General features: G+C 62.8%; 17 protein-coding genes. 8 read left to right on the top strand and 9 right to left on the bottom strand.

Annotation, left to right across the window (positions count from 1 at the left end; genetic code table 11):
- Positions 1–58: 58 nt before the first annotated feature.
- Positions 59–874, bottom strand: a complete 816-nt coding sequence (gene proC, locus F0185_RS16635) for a pyrroline-5-carboxylate reductase (RefSeq protein WP_167226236.1) — start codon at positions 872–874, stop codon at positions 59–61.
- A gap of 29 nt (positions 875–903) precedes the next feature.
- Positions 904–1,605: a YggS family pyridoxal phosphate-dependent enzyme gene (locus F0185_RS16630; protein WP_167226234.1), complete on the bottom strand. Its 702-nt coding sequence runs from the start codon at positions 1,603–1,605 to the stop codon at positions 904–906.
- 91 nt (positions 1,606–1,696) lie between these two features.
- On the opposite strand from F0185_RS16630, the gene F0185_RS16625 reads away from it, so the two are divergent.
- Genes F0185_RS16625 through F0185_RS16615 form a run of 3 tightly spaced genes read left to right on the top strand, consistent with a single transcriptional unit; the run spans position 1,697 to position 4,374 of the window.
- On the top strand, positions 1,697–2,740 hold the full coding sequence (locus F0185_RS16625; RefSeq protein ID WP_166870447.1) for a type IV pilus twitching motility protein PilT: 1,044 nt from the start codon (positions 1,697–1,699) through the stop codon (positions 2,738–2,740).
- Between the two features lie 15 nt (positions 2,741–2,755).
- Positions 2,756–3,892 (top strand): PilT/PilU family type 4a pilus ATPase, encoded by a 1,137-nt coding sequence (locus tag F0185_RS16620; RefSeq protein WP_166870445.1) that lies wholly within the window; start codon positions 2,756–2,758, stop codon positions 3,890–3,892.
- Complete coding sequence (locus F0185_RS16615; protein ID WP_167226232.1) at positions 3,889–4,374, top strand: glutathione peroxidase; 486 nt, start codon at positions 3,889–3,891, stop codon at positions 4,372–4,374. The genes F0185_RS16620 and F0185_RS16615 overlap by 4 nt, the downstream gene beginning before the upstream one ends.
- A 532-nt stretch (positions 4,375–4,906) precedes the next feature.
- Here the strand turns inward: F0185_RS16615 and F0185_RS16605 are convergent.
- Together F0185_RS16605 and F0185_RS16600 are read right to left on the bottom strand one after the other, a co-directional pair.
- A complete protein-coding gene (locus F0185_RS16605; RefSeq protein WP_167226230.1) occupies positions 4,907–5,290 on the bottom strand; it encodes a nuclear transport factor 2 family protein in 384 nt (127 codons plus the stop codon).
- A gap of 72 nt (positions 5,291–5,362) precedes the next feature.
- Positions 5,363–6,532 (bottom strand): NADH:flavin oxidoreductase/NADH oxidase, encoded by a 1,170-nt coding sequence (locus F0185_RS16600; RefSeq protein ID WP_167226229.1) that lies wholly within the window; start codon positions 6,530–6,532, stop codon positions 5,363–5,365.
- Between the two features lie 106 nt (positions 6,533–6,638).
- On the opposite strand from F0185_RS16600, the gene F0185_RS16595 reads away from it, so the two are divergent.
- Together F0185_RS16595 and F0185_RS16590 are read left to right on the top strand one after the other, a co-directional pair.
- A complete protein-coding gene (locus F0185_RS16595) occupies positions 6,639–7,589 on the top strand; it encodes a LysR family transcriptional regulator (RefSeq protein WP_167226227.1) in 951 nt (316 codons plus the stop codon).
- A gap of 188 nt (positions 7,590–7,777) precedes the next feature.
- Positions 7,778–7,987, top strand: a complete 210-nt coding sequence (locus F0185_RS16590) for a hypothetical protein (protein ID WP_167226225.1) — start codon at positions 7,778–7,780, stop codon at positions 7,985–7,987.
- Between the two features lie 14 nt (positions 7,988–8,001).
- Here the strand turns inward: F0185_RS16590 and glcF are convergent, their stop codons facing one another.
- Genes glcF through F0185_RS16575 form a run of 3 tightly spaced genes read right to left on the bottom strand, consistent with a single transcriptional unit; the run spans position 8,002 to position 11,779 of the window.
- Complete coding sequence (gene glcF, locus F0185_RS16585; RefSeq protein WP_167226223.1) at positions 8,002–9,228, bottom strand: glycolate oxidase subunit GlcF; 1,227 nt, start codon at positions 9,226–9,228, stop codon at positions 8,002–8,004.
- Positions 9,228–10,295, bottom strand: a complete 1,068-nt coding sequence (glcE, locus tag F0185_RS16580) for a glycolate oxidase subunit GlcE (protein ID WP_167226489.1) — start codon at positions 10,293–10,295, stop codon at positions 9,228–9,230. The genes glcF and glcE overlap by 1 nt, the downstream gene beginning before the upstream one ends.
- Before the next feature lie 2 nt (positions 10,296–10,297).
- Positions 10,298–11,779, bottom strand: coding sequence for an FAD-linked oxidase C-terminal domain-containing protein (locus F0185_RS16575; protein ID WP_167226221.1), 1,482 nt, complete (start codon positions 11,777–11,779; stop codon positions 10,298–10,300).
- Between the two features lie 73 nt (positions 11,780–11,852).
- Here F0185_RS16575 and F0185_RS16570 point away from each other — a divergent pair, with 73 nt between their 5' ends.
- The 3 genes from F0185_RS16570 to F0185_RS16560 are packed head-to-tail and all read left to right on the top strand — an operon-like array spanning position 11,853 to position 13,273.
- The gene (locus F0185_RS16570; RefSeq protein ID WP_166892667.1) at positions 11,853–12,407 is read left to right on the top strand and encodes a cob(I)yrinic acid a,c-diamide adenosyltransferase; all 555 of its coding nucleotides are present in this window, start codon (positions 11,853–11,855) and stop codon (positions 12,405–12,407) included.
- Between the two features lie 5 nt (positions 12,408–12,412).
- Positions 12,413–12,775, top strand: coding sequence for a YfeK family protein (locus tag F0185_RS16565; RefSeq protein ID WP_167226219.1), 363 nt, complete (start codon positions 12,413–12,415; stop codon positions 12,773–12,775).
- A 51-nt stretch (positions 12,776–12,826) separates the two neighbouring features.
- Positions 12,827–13,273: a hypothetical protein gene (locus F0185_RS16560; protein WP_167226217.1), complete on the top strand. Its 447-nt coding sequence runs from the start codon at positions 12,827–12,829 to the stop codon at positions 13,271–13,273.
- A gap of 160 nt (positions 13,274–13,433) precedes the next feature.
- Here the strand turns inward: F0185_RS16560 and F0185_RS16555 are convergent, their stop codons facing one another.
- Positions 13,434–14,363, bottom strand: coding sequence for an alpha/beta hydrolase (locus tag F0185_RS16555; protein ID WP_167226215.1), 930 nt, complete (start codon positions 14,361–14,363; stop codon positions 13,434–13,436).
- Positions 14,360–15,244: an alpha/beta fold hydrolase gene (locus F0185_RS16550; RefSeq protein WP_167226213.1), complete on the bottom strand. Its 885-nt coding sequence runs from the start codon at positions 15,242–15,244 to the stop codon at positions 14,360–14,362. Before F0185_RS16550 ends, F0185_RS16555 begins: the two co-directional genes overlap by 4 nt.
- Positions 15,245–15,278 lie beyond the last annotated feature (34 nt).

Below are 15,278 nucleotides of genomic sequence, written 5' to 3'. Positions count from 1 at the left end.
AGGCCGGGAACGACGGGTAGTGGCTAGAGTGATGGCATGGCATCGCAAACGATGATGTTCACCCCGCCCCCAACTCATCCCCCAACTCCCGGCCCCGCGCCGCAGCCGCCTTGATCGCGGCAACCACCTTCTCTTTCACGCCGCTCGCTTCCATGCTGCTCAACGCCGCATAGGTCGTGCCGCCCTTCGACGTCACGCGTTCGCGCAGCAGCGACACCGCCTCATCCGACTGCGCCGCCAGTTGCGCCGCGCCGGTGAAGGTGGCCAGCGCCAGTTGCTTGCCCTGCTCGGCCGACAAACCCATCTCCTCGGCTGCCTGCTGCATCGCTTCGATAAAGTAAAACACATACGCCGGCCCGCTGCCCGACACCGCCGTCACCGGATCGATCATGTCTTCGCCATCGAGCCACACGGTCTGGCCCACGGCCTTCATGATGTCGTCGGCCGCCGTCTTCTGCGCCGCGCTCACGCCGGCCATGGCCACCATGCCGGTGATGCCCAGGCCGATCAAGGCCGGGGTATTCGGCATGGTGCGCACGATCGCGCCGTAACCACCGAGCCAGCGCGACAGATCGGCCGCGCGAATCCCGGCCGCGATCGACAGGATCAAGGGCGCGCCCGTCAACTGCGGCAGCAGCGCCGCCGCCACCTCGCGCATCTGCTGCGGTTTGACCGCCAGCACGATCGCATCGCACGCGGCCAGCGCGCCATCGATCGCGCCGCTGGTGCTCACGCCGTGCTGCGCGTTCAGGCGCGCCAGCGCATCGGCATTCGGATCGACCACGTGAATATCGGTCCCCGCGGCGAGCTTGCCCGCCAGGCCGGCGATCAGCGCCGACGCCATGTTCCCACCACCGATAAAGCCAATCTTCATAGTCACCCTCATTGTTATCCGTACTGCGGTTATTCGTATTTGCGCGACCCGAAAATCGCACTGCCCACGCGCACGATGGTCGCCCCTTCCGCCACCGCCGCGCCAAGATCGGCCGACATCCCCATCGACAGGGTATCGAGCGCCATCCCGTCCGCGCGCAGCCGGTCGTACAGCACGCGCAACTTGCGAAACGCGGCGCGCTGCTTGTCGACCTGGGCTTCCGCTTCCGGGATCGCCATCAGTCCGCGCAGGCGCAAGTGTGGCAGTTGCGCCACTGCGCGCGCCAATTCAGGCAATGCTTCCGGCGTGACACCACTCTTGCTAGCCTCACCACTGATGTTAACTTGCAGACAAATATTCAAGGGCGCCAGTTCCGGCGGGCGTTGTTCCGATAAACGCTGCGCTATCTTGAGCCGTTCGACGGTATGCACCCACGCGAAGGACGCCGCGATCGGGCGCGTCTTGTTGCTCTGTATGGGGCCGATGAAGTGCCACTCCATCGGCGCGGCCGGCAAGGCGTGCGAAACGGCGGCAATTTTATCTAATGCTTCTTGCAAGTAATTCTCTCCGAACGCATACTGCCCGGCGGCGGCGGCTTCAAGTACGGCCTCGGCAGGAAAAGTCTTAGAAACGGCGAGCAATTGCACGGCGTTCCGGGGGCGGCCTGCGGCGTCGGCCGCAGCAACAATACTCGCATCGACAGCTTGCAAGTTCTGGACGATTGTGGACATAATCATTTTCGGCGGGCAATTCAATGCAGGTCGGTCGTTGCGAAATGCGCACACTATCGGCATGCGCCCATTCACGGCACAGGGATTATAAATGGACATCTCCGAATTACTCGCATTCTCCGTCAAGAACAAGGCATCCGACTTGCACCTCTCATCCGGCCTGCCGCCGATGATCCGCGTGCACGGCGACGTTCGCCGCATCAACTTGCCGCCGCTGGAGCACAAGGATGTGCACGGCATGATCTATGACATCATGAATGACGGCCAGCGCAAGCAGTACGAAGAAATGCTCGAGTGCGATTTCTCGTTTGCGATTCCGGGCCTGGCGCGCTTTCGCGTCAACGCCTTCAATCAGGAGCGCGGCGCGTCGGCGGTACTGCGGACCATTCCATCGAAAATCCTGAGCCTGGAAGACCTGAACGCCCCGCGCATTTTCGCCGACCTGGCGATGCGTCCGCGCGGCCTGGTGCTGGTCACCGGCCCGACCGGTTCGGGCAAGTCGACCACCCTGGCGGCGATGGTTAACCACCTCAACGAAAACGAATATGGCCACATCCTGACCATTGAAGACCCGATCGAATTCGTGCACGACTCGAAGAAGTGCCTGATCAACCAGCGCGAAGTCGGCCCGCACACGCTCTCGTTCAACAACGCGCTGCGCTCGGCGCTGCGCGAAGATCCGGACTGCATCCTGGTGGGCGAGTTGCGCGACCTGGAAACCATTCGCCTGGCCCTGTCGGCCGCCGAAACGGGCCACCTTGTGTTCGGCACCTTGCACACCTCCTCGGCCGCCAAGACCATCGACCGTATTGTCGACGTGTTCCCGTCCGAAGAAAAAGAGATGGTCCGCGCGATGCTGTCCGAATCGCTGCAGGCGGTCGTCTCGCAAACCCTGCTCAAGACCAAAGATGGCTCGGGCCGCGTGGCCGCGCACGAAATCATGATTGGCACGCCGGCTATCCGCAACCTGATTCGCGAAGCGAAGATCGCGCAGATGTACTCCGCGATCCAGACCGGCAGTTCGGTCGGCATGCAAACGCTGGACCAGAACCTGACCGACCTGGTTCGCCGCAACGTCATTTCCGGCGCTGCTGCGCGTTCGGCCGCCAAAACGCCGGAAAACTTCCCCGGCTAATTTTTAGGATATTTAATGGAACGCGACCAGGCCTCAAAATTCATGTTCGATCTGCTGCGTCTGATGACCAGCAAGAACGGCTCGGACTTGTTCATCACCGCCGGCTTTCCGCCGGCGATCAAGATCGACGGCAAGATCACCCCGGTGTCGTCCCAGCCGCTCACGCCGGCCCACACCGCCGACCTGGCGCGCTCGATCATGAGCGACAAGCAGACCGCCGGCTTCGAACTGACCAAGGAAGCGAACTTCGCGATCAGCCCGGGCGACCTGGGACGGTTCCGGGTGTCGACCTTCATCCAGATGAGTTCCGTCGGCATGGTTCTGCGGACCATCACCACCGCCATTCCGCGCCTGGAAGACCTGGGCCTGCCCGAAGTCCTGAAAGACATCGTGATGACCAAGCGTGGCCTGGTGATCATGGTCGGCGCGACCGGTTCGGGTAAATCGACGACCATGGCCGCGATGGTCGGGCACCGCAACGAAAACAGCTACGGGCATATCATCACGATCGAAGACCCGGTCGAATACGTCCACCCGCACAAGAACTGCGTGATCACGCAGCGCGAAGTGGGCGTGGACACCGATTCCTTCGAAATCGCGCTGAAAAACTCGCTGCGCCAGGCGCCGGACGTGATCCAGATCGGCGAGATCCGCGACCGCGAAACGATGGAACACGCAATCGCCTTCGCTGAAACCGGTCACCTGTGCATGGCCACCCTGCACGCCAACAGCGCCAACCAGGCGCTCGACCGGATCATCAACTTCTTCCCCGAAGAGCGCCGCCAGCAGTTGCTGATGGACTTGTCGCTGAACTTGAAGGGCATGGTATCGCAGCGCCTGATTCCGATGAAGGAAGCCAAGGGCCGTTGCGTGGCGATCGAGATCATGCTCAACTCCCCGCTCATTTCGGACCTGATTTTCAAGGGCGATGTGCACGAGATCAAAGAGATCATGAAGAAGTCGCGCGAACTGGGCATGCAGACCTTCGACCAGGCGCTGTTCGACCTGCACGAAGCGGACAAGATCACCTACGAAGACGCGCTGCGCAACGCCGACTCGGTCAATGACCTGCGCCTGAACATCAAGTTGAACGGCAAGGAAGCGAAGAACCGCGACCTGTCGGCCGGTACCGAGCACCTGGGCATCGTGTGACGGGGGCGCTCGACTTCAAGGCCGCCGACCTGTCGGGCACGCCGCTGGACCTGGCCATGTACAAGGGCCAGGTGGTGCTGGTCGTGAACACGGCCAGCGAATGCGGCTTCACCAAGCAGTACAAGGGCCTGGAGGCCGTGTACCAGCAGTTCCGCGACAAGGGCGTGACGGTGCTGGGTTTCCCGTGCAATCAGTTCGGCGGACAGGAACCGGGCAGCGAAAGCGAGATCGGCGCCTTCTGCGAAAAGAACTTCGGCGTCACGTTTCCGCTGTTTGCCAAGGTCGACGTGAATGGCGAGAATGCGCATCCGTTGTTCCAGCACCTGAAGAAAGCGGCGCCCGGTTTGCTGGGCACCGAGCGGATCAAGTGGAACTTCACCAAGTTCCTGATCGGGAAAGACGGCAGCGTCGTCAAGCGCTACGCGCCGGCGACCAAGCCGGAAGAGCTGGTGGCGGATATCGAAAAGCTGCTGGCAAAGTAGCCCAACTTCTGGACCAAGCGCGTGAACGGGCATACACACGTGTTCGGAGTGCCGACGCCCCATTCATTTGCGCCCCCTGGAAACGAAAAAACCGGCTTGCGCCGGCTTTTTCCCCCGCGCTCCAGATGGTCAAGCCACACCGGAGCTACGGATTAGTTGTTGCTGCTAATCGTAGCTCACCGCTAAGGTAAGGTCAAGCGCTACGCTCCGGCGACCAAACCCGAAGAGCTGGTGGGCGATATAGAGAAGCTGCTGGCGACATAGGCAGGCTTGCCATGCCGTGTTGGCAAGAACGCGAAACGCATGTCCTTATCAACTGCTTACACGTCGAGCTCAGCGGCCTGTTGACCGCCCTGCACGTCTGCCGCTTGAGCCGCCGTGCCCAAGCCAGAAATAACTGCCGCGAACAACACGGTTTTGAAGAAGGTCATTTTCATTTAGTCGCCTTTGATAGGGCATGCAATTGCCGATGGCGGCGGCAGGCCTGGCGGGAAGCCGGATCTGCCGAGCGTGTTCCATACGGACGGGAGGTTCAGGGCGCAACGTGGGTGTGGAAGATCTTGCTCACGACCGTCCACTTGCCCTCGACCTTCAGCAGGTTGAAGAAGTCGGTGAAGCAGAAGCCCGAGACATCGTTGGTGTCGATGCGCGCACTGGCGGCGGTGCCCACGATGTCGACGTTGACGATCCCCCCTTGGGCTTGCGGAGACGGGCGGAACGCGTTGTCGATGCCGTCGAACAGGCCCTGGATCGGGCCGCCGGTCAGCTTGCCGTCGCCATCGACGCTAAACATCGTTGCCTGCTCGCTGAAAGCGGGCTTCATGATGCCGCTCTTTGCCTGTTTGCAGCCTTCGTTGTACTTGTTCAGTACGTCGACGATGGCTTGATAATCTTGCACGTAGGTAGGTTTGTTCATGTTTTCACTCCGGGTTGTTAATGCAATCATGCGAGTCATGGTAAAAACCGGCCGCCTTGGCCGGCATCGTGTTCAATCGTTGTGGCCATTCGCAGCCGCGTCCTCCATCGGCGCCCATGGTCCCAACTGGACCAGCTTGCTTGCGCGGTGGTCGAGCCACCAGCCGGCCTGCACATTCCAGTTGGCATAGGCCGCGTCCGGGCTGACCGCCCCCAGCGTCTGCTGTGCATGCAAGGGAAAGTGTGGATCGCGCAGCGCCGCATGCCCAAGCGCGACCAGGTCGGCCTGGCCGGAGGCGATGACAGATTCGGCCTGCCACGGATCGACGATGATGCCCACAGCCATGGTGCCGATGTTTGCTTCGCGCCGAATCTGCGCAGCAAACGGCACCTGGAAGCCATAGCCGTCGGGGTAGTCGTAGACGCCGAAGCCACCGGACGAGCAATCGATGACGTCCACGCCAACCGCCTTCAAGGCCTCGGCGAAAGCGACGCTGTCGGCGATGCTCCAGCCGCTGCCGCTGCCATCGACTGCCGACAAGCGCACGAACAGTGGCTTGTCCTGCGGCCAGACCTCACGCACTTCGCGAGCGATCTGCAGTGGCAGGCGGATGCGGTTCTCGAAGCTGCCGCCATATTCATCGCTGCGGTCGTTGGTCAGCGGTGACAGGAACGCGTTGAGCAGGAAGCCGTGCGCGTAGTGCAGCTCGAGCACATCGAAGCCGGCCTGCAAGGCGCGGCGTGCCGAAGCGACAAAGTCCGCACGTACCTTGGCGATGCCGTTGGCATCGAGGGCGGTGGGCACCAGCCAACCGTCGGTGACCGGGCGCGCGCTCGGCGACACGACTGGCCAGGCGTGTTCACCGCGTGCCGCGTCAACCTCGTTCAGTGGGCCGTTACCTTCAAACGCTCTCTGGATGCTCGCTTTAGGCCCTGCATGGCCAATCTGGATACCAGGTGTCGCGCCATAGGCCCTGGCAAACGCGGCGATGCGTGCGAGGCCCGGGATATGGGCGTCGTCCCACAGGCCCAGGTCGCCATGGCTGATCCGTCCTTCGGGCGACACGGCGGTCGCTTCGACCATCAGCAGGCCGAAGCCGCCAAGAGCGAAACGTCCGTAGTGGATGGTGTGGTAATCGCTGACGTAACCATCTTTCGCCGTGTACTGGCACATCGGGCTGAGGGCATAGCGGTTGCGCAGGGTGACACCGCGCAATGTCAGGGGTTCAAAGATTTTGCTCATGGTTCTTTTCTCGAAAGATGGCTTGCCTAGCCGGATTGATTTGCTTGATGTGAGCAGTATGCGGATCGGCGATAATGACGTGAATAGTCATAGATAGAGATACAGTATGAACAAAAAGGTCATAATCGAGCCTTCGGGCGCACTCCCTGCACCGCCGCTGCATCTTCCAGGTCTGCTGACCTTTGAGGCTGCCGCCAGGCATTTGAACTTCGCTCGCGCCGCCGCGGAAATGGGCGTCACGCCGACCGCGGTATCGCGCACGATCAAAAACGTGGAAGCACAACTGAATGTGCGGCTGTTCAACCGCACCACACGCAGTGTCAGCCTGACCGAGGCTGGCGCCTCATTGAACGCGGCATTGGGGCCCGCGCTTGCCTTGATCAGAAACTCCTTGTCGCAAGCGTTGCTCGCGACTGATCAACCGTCGGGCATGTTACGCGTCAGTTCATCCTACGTTGCCTACCATATCTTGATCGAGCCGCACATCGCGTCGTTCCTGGAACAATTCCCGCTGATTAATGTCGAGATATCGCTCGACAATCAACTGAGCGATATCGTCGGCTCCGGTTTCGATATCGGCATACGCATGGGGAGGAAACTGCAAAATGACATGATTTCCGTACAGCTGGGAGCAGTACAAAAAAGAATCGTGGTGGCAGCACCGGATTACTTCCGCGAGCGCAGCGAACCACAAACGATGGCTGAACTGCTCAAGCACAACTGCATACGCCAGCGCTTTTGTGTTGGGGGCAGAATGTATGACTGGACGTTCGAAGATCGCGGCCAGAAGGTTCAGATCGATGTGCAAGGACGCTTCATTTTTGACGAAATGCGCTCCGTGATGGAGGCTGCAATACGCGGCCACGGCATCGCTTTCATCCTCGAAGATTTTGCGAAACAAGAGCTGTCGGACGGCGTGCTGAGGCACATACTGAAGCAGCACTGGGCACTGGACGACGCTTTTCATCTCTACTATCCGCATCGCGAGCACATGCCCGGAAAGCTGCGGGCGTTCGTCGATTTCATGCGCACCGCCAATCAAACGACACCGTCTTGATTGAATGGCTCCTGTTACTTCACACCCATCCCGGTCGACATTCAGAAATCAGATATCGATCATCAAATAATGTGCTTACGTGATTCACGTTGTGAATGATATCCATTCGAATTTGAAATTGGAGTTATATGTTGCGATGCCGCATAATGCCCGCATACCAAATCAAAACACAACGAAAAAGGATCGATATGAACATCGTGAAGAACATGGAAGCCGTCGTCATCGCCGCAGTTGCACTGACCTTTGTCACCGCCATGGCCTCGGCAGAAGCACCGCGCGCCCGCAGCGCAGCACAAACCGTACCGGCAGCCGCCATCAAAGCCGACAGCGAGATGACCACCATCGTCGTCACCGGCAAGCGCCTCACCGCTGCACAAAAAGCCGACCTGGCCGCGTAAGAATCAAGTAAACATCAGGCCAGCGCCTGGTCGATCAACTCGATCCAGTGCGCGACAGGCGTCGCAGTACCCGACTGGAGATGTGTCTGGCAGCCGACATTGGCCGACACAATGACTTCCGGATCGGTGGCCAGCAAATCGGCCAGCTTGCGGTCCCGTAGTTGCGTCGCCAGCGCAGGCTGCAGCACCGAATAGGTGCCGGCCGAACCGCAGCACAGATGACTGTCCGCGCACAGCGTGACGTCGACGCCGGCGGCACGCAACACCCCTTCCACCTTGCCCCGTATCTGCTGCCCGTGCTGCAGGGTGCAAGGCGGATGAAACGCCACCCGCTTCGCCACTTTCCCTTTCAGTTTCGCTCCCAGTTCGACCTCGAACTGCGGCATGATTTCGCTCAGGTCGCGCGTGAGCATGGCGATGCGCGCCGCCTTGGCGGCATACGCGCTGTCGTGCGCCAGCAGGTGCCCGTATTCCTTCACCGTGACCCCGCAGCCGGACGCCGTCATCACGATCGCCTCGATCTGTCCGCGCTCGACCAGCGGCCACCAGGCGTCGATGTTGCGGCGCATGTCATCGAGGCCGCCATCCTGGTCGTTCAGGTGGTAGCGCAGCGCGCCGCAGCAGCCGGCCTTGGGCGCGGCCAGCAACTGCACCCCAAACGCATCGAGCACGCGCGCCGTGGCCGCGTTGATATCGGGCGCCATGGTGCTTTGCACGCAGCCTTGCAGCACCAGCATCTTGCGCTCATGTTCGCGCGTCGGCCAGCGACCGGCGGCGCGCGTGCTGGGCAGCTTGTCCTGCAAGGCCGGCGAGAGCAGTGGCCGGAACAACTGGCCCGCCTTGAACGCCGGCCTGAAAATCCATGTGCGCGGCAGCGCTTCTTTCAGCACCGCGCGCTTGATGCGTTCGGCGAGCGGACGCCGGACACGCTCTTCGACCACGCGGCGGCCGATGTCGGCCAGCCGTCCGTAACGCACGCCCGAGGGACAGGTTGTCTCACAATTGCGGCAGGTCAGGCAGCGGTCCAGGTGGGTCTGGGTCTTGGCGGTGACCGGCGCGCCTTCGAGCACCTGCTTGATCAGGTAGATGCGTCCGCGCGGGCCATCGAGTTCGTCGCCCAGCAACTGGTAGGTGGGACAGGTGGCGGTGCAAAAGCCGCAATGCACGCAGGCGCGCAGGATCGCTTCGGCTTCGTCGCCGTCCGGCGTGCCCTTGATGAAATCGGCGAGATTGGTTTGCATCAGTACATCCGTCCGCGATTGAAAACCTGCGACGGATCGAAGGCCGCCTTCAGGCGTTGATGAATCCTGGCCACGCCGGGCGCCAGCGGCTGGAACACACCCACGCCCTTGTCGCCGCCACGGAACAGGGTGGCGTGGCCGCCCACCGCCGTCACCGCGCGCCGGATATTTTGCGCATTCGCCGCATCGGCATCGACCTTGAGCCAGCGCTGCGCGCCGCCCCACTCGATCAGCTGTGCGCCGCGCAGGATGATGGCGCCGGTGGTTGACGGCACCGACAGGCGCCACAGGCTCCCCGGTCCGTCGAAGTAGGCGTGCCGCTGCTCGCGCAGCGCGGCCCAGAAGGCGCGGTCGTCGTCTACCGGCTCGCCACCGAGCGTGCGCGCGGCAGCAATCACCGCCGCCTGCGCGCCCGACAGGCGCAAGCTCAGCACCCCGGCGTGCCAGCAACTGGCCGAGATGGGCAGCGGCAGGCCGGCCCATTCGTTCAGGCGCCGCAGGGCCTCGATTTCGTCCATCGCAAAGCGCAGGCTGGTGTCGCACAGCGCGCGCGGCAGCACCTTGATGGAATGCTGCAGCATCAGCCCCAGCGTGCCCATGGAACCGGCCAGCAAGCGCGATACGTCGTAGCCGGCCACGTTTTTCATGACCTGGCCGCCGAAGGTGAGCACCTCGCCCTTGCCGTCCATGAGGACCGCGCCCAGCACGAAGTCGCGCAATGCGCCGCTGCTGGCGCGGCGTGGGCCGGACAGGCCGCTGGCCACCACGCCGCCGATGGTGGCGCTTGTGCCGAAGTGCGGCGGCTCGAAGGCCAGCATCTGATTGCGTTCGGCCAGCGCCGCCTCGATCTCGGCCAGCGGCGTGCCGCAACGCGCGGTGATGACCAGTTCCGTCGGTTCGTAGTCGACGATGCCGCTGTGACCGCGCGTATCGAGGATCTCGCCTTCCGTATTTTGCCCGTACCAGTCCTTGCTGCCGCCGCCGCGAATGCGCAGCGCGCGCCCATCGCTTGCCGCCGCCAGCACCTGCTCCCTGAATCGTTCGATTTGCGGCACGTTGTCTTCCATCGTCAAAAACGCGGCAGGCCGGCGAACGGCAGCACGCCGCCCGACACGCGCATCTTGCCGAATTCGGCGCAGCGGTTCAGGGTGGGAATGGCCTTGTCGGGATTGAGCAGGTGTTGGGCGTCGAAGGCGCGCTTGACGGCGAAGAAGGCATCGAGTTCGGCGCGCGTGAACTGGATGCACATCGAATTGATCTTTTCCTTGCCCACGCCATGCTCGCCGGTGATGGTGCCGCCCACTTCCACGCACAGCGCCAGGATATCGGCCCCAAAGGCTTCGGCGCGGTCGAATTCGCCGGGCTGGTTGGCGTCGAACAGGATGAGGGGATGCAGGTTGCCGTCGCCGGCGTGGAACACGTTGGCGCAGCGCAGGCCGTAAGTGGCCTCCATCTGCGCGATCCCGGTCAGCACCTGCGCCAGGTTCTTGCGCGGGATGGTGCCGTCCATGCAGTAGTAGTCGGGCGAAATGCGGCCGGCCGCCGGAAAGGCGTTCTTGCGGCCCGACCAGAAGCGCAGGCGTTCGGCCTCGCTCTGCGAGACGGCTATCGCACCGGCGCCCGCCGCTTGCAGCACCGCCGTCATGCGTTCGATTTCCTCGTCCACTTCCAGCTGGGTGCCATCGGCTTCGCACAGCAGGATCGCGGCGGCGTCGGTGTCGTAGCCGGCGCGCACGAACGGTTCGACCATGCGCGAGGAAGTCTGGTCCATCATCTCCAGCCCCGCCGGGATGATGCCGGCGGCGATCACGCTGGCCACCGCGTTACCGCCCGTGACGACGTTGTCGAACGAGGCCATGATCACGCGCGCGGTGGCCGGCTTGGGAATGAGCCGGACCGTCACTTCGGTGACGATGCCCAGCATGCCCTCGGAGCCGATGAACACGGCCAGCAGGTCCAGGCCCGGTGCGTCGAGCGCTTCGCCGCCAAGTTCGATGATGTCGCCATCGATGGTGGCCACGCGCACGCGCAGCACGTTATGCACAGTGAGTCCGTATTTGAGGCAATGCACGCCGCCGGAATTTTCGGCCACGTTGCCGGCGATGGTGCAGGCGATCTGCGAGGATGGATCGGGCGCGTAGTACAAGCCGTGCGGCGCGGCCGCATCCGAAATGGCCAGGTTGCGCACGCCCGGCTGCACCACCGCCAGGCGCGCGTATGGCTCCATGCGCACGATGCGGTTCATGCGCGCGGTCGAGAGCACCACGCCGTCGGCCATCGGCAACGCCCCGCCCGACAAGCCGGTGCCGGCGCCGCGCGGCACGATCGGCACGTTCAGCTCGCGGCACACGTTCAAAATCGCCAGCACCTGTTCCTCGTCGTCGGGCAAGGTAACGATCATCGGCAACTGGCGGTAGGCGGCCAGGCCATCGCACTCGTAGGGACGCGTGTCTTCGGGGTCGGACAACACGCAGCGTTCCGGCAGCACCGCCAATAGCGCCTGGGCTACCTGCTGGCGGCGTTGGGGATCGATGGGAAGGGATGCGGACATGTCTTGATTGTATGCGTAAACGCCGCTTTTGTCGTATGCTGGCTCATTATGATTCAGCTACGGGAAAACAATCATGGGCAACCGACTTTCCAAAATCGCCACCCGCACCGGCGACAACGGCACCACCGGCCTCGGTGACGGCAGCCGCACCGAAAAAGACAGCGTGCGCGTGCACACCCTGGGCGAAGTCGACGAACTCAATTCCTTCGTCGGCCTGCTGCTGTGCGAAGACATGCCGGCCGAGCTGCGCGAAGAGCTGGTCTCGATCCAGCACGACCTGTTCGACCTGGGCGGCGAGATCTGCATCCCAGGCTACACCCTGATCACCGACGAGCATGTGGCGCGGCTGGACGACCTGCTCGAAAAATACAATGCCGACCTGCCGCCGCTGAAAGACTTCATCCTGCCGGCCGGCTCGCGCGCGGCCTCGATTGCGCACGTGTGCCGCACGGTGTGCCGGCGCGCGGAGCGCAGCATCGTCACGCTCGGCAAAACCGAGACCATCAACGAGCACCCGCGCCAGTACGTGAACCGGCTGTCGGACCTGATGTTCGTGCTCTCGCGCGTGTTGAACCGCTTTGCCGGCGGCAGCGACGTGCTGTGGCAGCATGAGCGCAAGCGCGGATAATCGCCATGAGAAGAACACTGATTGCCACGCTGGCAGCGGCACTTTTAGGCACCGGCAGCGCGTTCGCCGCAGCGCCCGACGTCACCCGCACCGAAGTCACGCGCCTGCTCGACGCGGTCGAAAAATCGCAGTGCCAGTTCAACCGCAACGGCAGCTGGCATGACGCCAAAGAGGCGCGCGCCCACCTGCAAAAGAAGTACGACTATCTGGAGAAGAAGAAGCTGGTGACCAGCACCGAAAGCTTCATCGAACGCGGCGCCTCGACCAGCAGCATGAGCGGCGACCCGTACCAGATCCGCTGCCCCGGCACGCCGGCGGTGACCAGCGCCGCCTGGCTCAAAGCCGAACTGGCGCGCCAGCGCAAATGAGCACAAGCCGCAGCCCACAGCTCAATTCCACATAGCCGAATAAGGACGCACATGCGTCATGAACTGTATTTTCTCATCGAGCCGACAGAGACGGCGCGGCGAGATTTTCCCCTGCGCGCCAATCCGGACGTCGCAACGAAATTGTTGGACTATCTCCTGACTAGCCGCGCTCACTATAACAGTTATCTGTGGGGCGAAAAGGAGTGCGCACTCGCCGTCAAGCTTCTGCACCTGGCGCGGATGCGCGAGTACGACGGCGTTTCAGAGAGCGAAAGCGCAATCCGGATTCTCGGCTCCGACCGGATTTCGGTAGAAGTTTTCGACAAATGGTGGACCATCCGCTGTTTGTGGATGGAAGAGGGACCATCGGAACAGATGCACGATTTTCTCGTGGCGCTCGTCGATTCGGTCGACCCTACTGGCAATGACGCTGTCGACGAATGGGTTCAAGAGTTGCCCAAACCACGACAGAGCAGACAGCTTGGCTCGGATGACTGACCAGGCATGGCGCGAGTTCAGGCCAACGTATTTCCCTCTGCCGGATCCCTCGACGCGCAATACGCCCTGGCTTGAACGCAATCCGTGGTTTCAGCATGACCTGGTCCAGCTACTGCGCGCGCGGATCAATGCCATCTTCAGAAAACGATAGCTTTGCGCCTCATGCCGTCCGGCGCAAACCGGCGGCCGCCGCATCGAACAACTGGCGCGCCGCCGGCGTCAACCCGAGCATGTGTATGCAACCATGGATCATGCCTTCCAGCGTGATACACGAGGCATCGACCGACGCGCCCCGCAATCGCTGCGCGTACGCCACTCCCTCGTCGCGCAAGGGATCGAATTCGCACACCATGATCGTGGCCGGGGGCAGCCCATGCAGCGATTGCGCGCGTAACGGCGCGGCGTAGTCCGGGTCCGCACCGTTTGCGTCGCCCAGATAGGCGGACCAGCAAAAGCGCATTGTCTCGAGCGTCAGCGAATAGCCCTCGGCGAATTCGCCGCAGGACGCGCTGGACAACCGGTCGTCCAGCGCCGGATACATGAGCAACTGGTGCGTAATCGCCGGACCGTCACGGTCGCGCGCCAGAAGCGCTGTCCCAGCGGCCAGGTTCGCTCCCGCGCTGTCGCCGCCCACAGCAATGCGCGCGGGATCGATCCCGAGTATGACCGCATGCTCCGTGGTCCACACGAGCGCCGCATAAACGTCTTCCAGCGGCGTCGGGAACGGATGTTCGGGCGCCAGGCGGTAGTCCACCGACAGCACCATGCAGCCGGTCGCATTGGCCAGGGCGCGGCACGGATTGTCGTACAGGTCCACGGAACACAGGCACCAGCCGCCTCCATGGGCGAACACGATGGCCGGGCGCGCGCCGCTTGCAGGCGCATTGACTGGCAGGTAGACCCGCAGCATGATCGGGCTGCCTGCGGCGCCAGCAATCTCGTAGTCGGTCACCGACGCTACCGGCTCCGGCGCCCCGTGCAAGCGGCGCAGGCCAACCTCGGTCGCGGCGCGGATGCCGGCCAGCGAATCGGATGCGGCGCCGGTGTCGCCCTGCGCCAGGTAGGCGGCGATCTTGGGATCGAGGCTCATCGCGGCGCCCCCTGCGCAAGGAACGGCAGCAGATGGAGCAAGAACTGCTCGGGATTTTCTTCCATCACAAAGTGGCCGCAGTCGGCAAGCACTGCGCCGCGCAGATCGGGAGCATGATCGCGCATCGTATCTTGCGGCGCGTTTTTGGTGGCGTGTTCGGCGCCGATTGCCAGCACAGGCATGGCCAGCTTTTTTGTGGCGCGCAGCGTATTCTGGCGAATCGTCTCGGGAATCGCGCGGTAATAGGCGAAGCCGGCGCGCATGGCGCCCGGGCTGGAGTAGGCATCGGCGTAGACCTCGACCGCGACCCGCTCGCGCCGGTACGACCATTTGTCGAACATGAAGCGTATGTACTCGCGTTCCTTGCCGGCGATCAGAAACTCCGGCAAGTCGAGTACCTGGTTGAACATGAAGTGCCACAGGAACCGGTTGTCGGCCGGCGCCACGAAGATCGGCGGCGCCGCCGCCAGGCCCGGGATCACCGCTTCGGTCACCGCCAGCTTCGTCACTGCGGCCGGATAGTCGCTCGCCAGCGCATACGCAACCCACATGCCGATGTCGTGGCCGACCACGTCGTAGCGCGCGTGACCCAGTTGCTGCATGCATTGGTGCAGGATGCGCGCCACCGAACCGGTGTCGTAGCCATCCGCAGCACGGTCGGACAGGCCGGTCCCGGGGGGATCGACAGCAATCGCCTGGAAACCTGCTTCCGCCAATGCCGTCATCACATGACGCCATGCGTACCAGGTCTGTGGCCAGCCGGGAATCAGCAGCACCGGCTTGCCGGCGCCGGCGGTGACCAGGTGCAGGCGCTGCCCGTCTACCTGGAGGTAAGCGTGGTCCATAGCAACAGCGCTGTCGTGGTGGGTGGGAGTCGTCATTGGTTTTCCTTGCTGTGTGTATTAAGAACTTGTC

The organism is Massilia rubra (assembly GCF_011682065.1).
In the GTDB taxonomy this organism is placed as follows: Bacteria; Pseudomonadota; Gammaproteobacteria; order Burkholderiales; family Burkholderiaceae_D; genus Telluria_A; species Telluria_A rubra.
This window is presented reverse-complemented; position numbering and strand designations above follow the sequence as displayed.

Coding starts and splice junctions, on each gene's coding strand:
- proC (WP_167226236.1), bottom strand. CDS start 874: ATGAAGATTGGCTTTATCGGTGGTGGGAACATGGCGTCGGCGCTGATC.
- F0185_RS16630 (WP_167226234.1), bottom strand. CDS start 1,605: ATGTCCACAATCGTCCAGAACTTGCAAGCTGTCGATGCGAGTATTGTT.
- F0185_RS16625 (WP_166870447.1), top strand. CDS start 1,697: ATGGACATCTCCGAATTACTCGCATTCTCCGTCAAGAACAAGGCATCC.
- F0185_RS16620 (WP_166870445.1), top strand. CDS start 2,756: ATGGAACGCGACCAGGCCTCAAAATTCATGTTCGATCTGCTGCGTCTG.
- F0185_RS16605 (WP_167226230.1), bottom strand. CDS start 5,290: ATGAACAAACCTACCTACGTGCAAGATTATCAAGCCATCGTCGACGTA.
- F0185_RS16600 (WP_167226229.1), bottom strand. CDS start 6,532: ATGAGCAAAATCTTTGAACCCCTGACATTGCGCGGTGTCACCCTGCGC.
- F0185_RS16595 (WP_167226227.1), top strand. CDS start 6,639: ATGAACAAAAAGGTCATAATCGAGCCTTCGGGCGCACTCCCTGCACCG.
- F0185_RS16590 (WP_167226225.1), top strand. CDS start 7,778: ATGAACATCGTGAAGAACATGGAAGCCGTCGTCATCGCCGCAGTTGCA.
- glcF (WP_167226223.1), bottom strand. CDS start 9,228: ATGCAAACCAATCTCGCCGATTTCATCAAGGGCACGCCGGACGGCGAC.
- glcE (WP_167226489.1), bottom strand. CDS start 10,295: ATGGAAGACAACGTGCCGCAAATCGAACGATTCAGGGAGCAGGTGCTG.
- F0185_RS16575 (WP_167226221.1), bottom strand. CDS start 11,779: ATGTCCGCATCCCTTCCCATCGATCCCCAACGCCGCCAGCAGGTAGCC.
- F0185_RS16570 (WP_166892667.1), top strand. CDS start 11,853: ATGGGCAACCGACTTTCCAAAATCGCCACCCGCACCGGCGACAACGGC.
- F0185_RS16565 (WP_167226219.1), top strand. CDS start 12,413: ATGAGAAGAACACTGATTGCCACGCTGGCAGCGGCACTTTTAGGCACC.
- F0185_RS16560 (WP_167226217.1), top strand. CDS start 12,827: ATGCGTCATGAACTGTATTTTCTCATCGAGCCGACAGAGACGGCGCGG.
- F0185_RS16555 (WP_167226215.1), bottom strand. CDS start 14,363: ATGAGCCTCGATCCCAAGATCGCCGCCTACCTGGCGCAGGGCGACACC.
- F0185_RS16550 (WP_167226213.1), bottom strand. CDS start 15,244: ATGACGACTCCCACCCACCACGACAGCGCTGTTGCTATGGACCACGCT.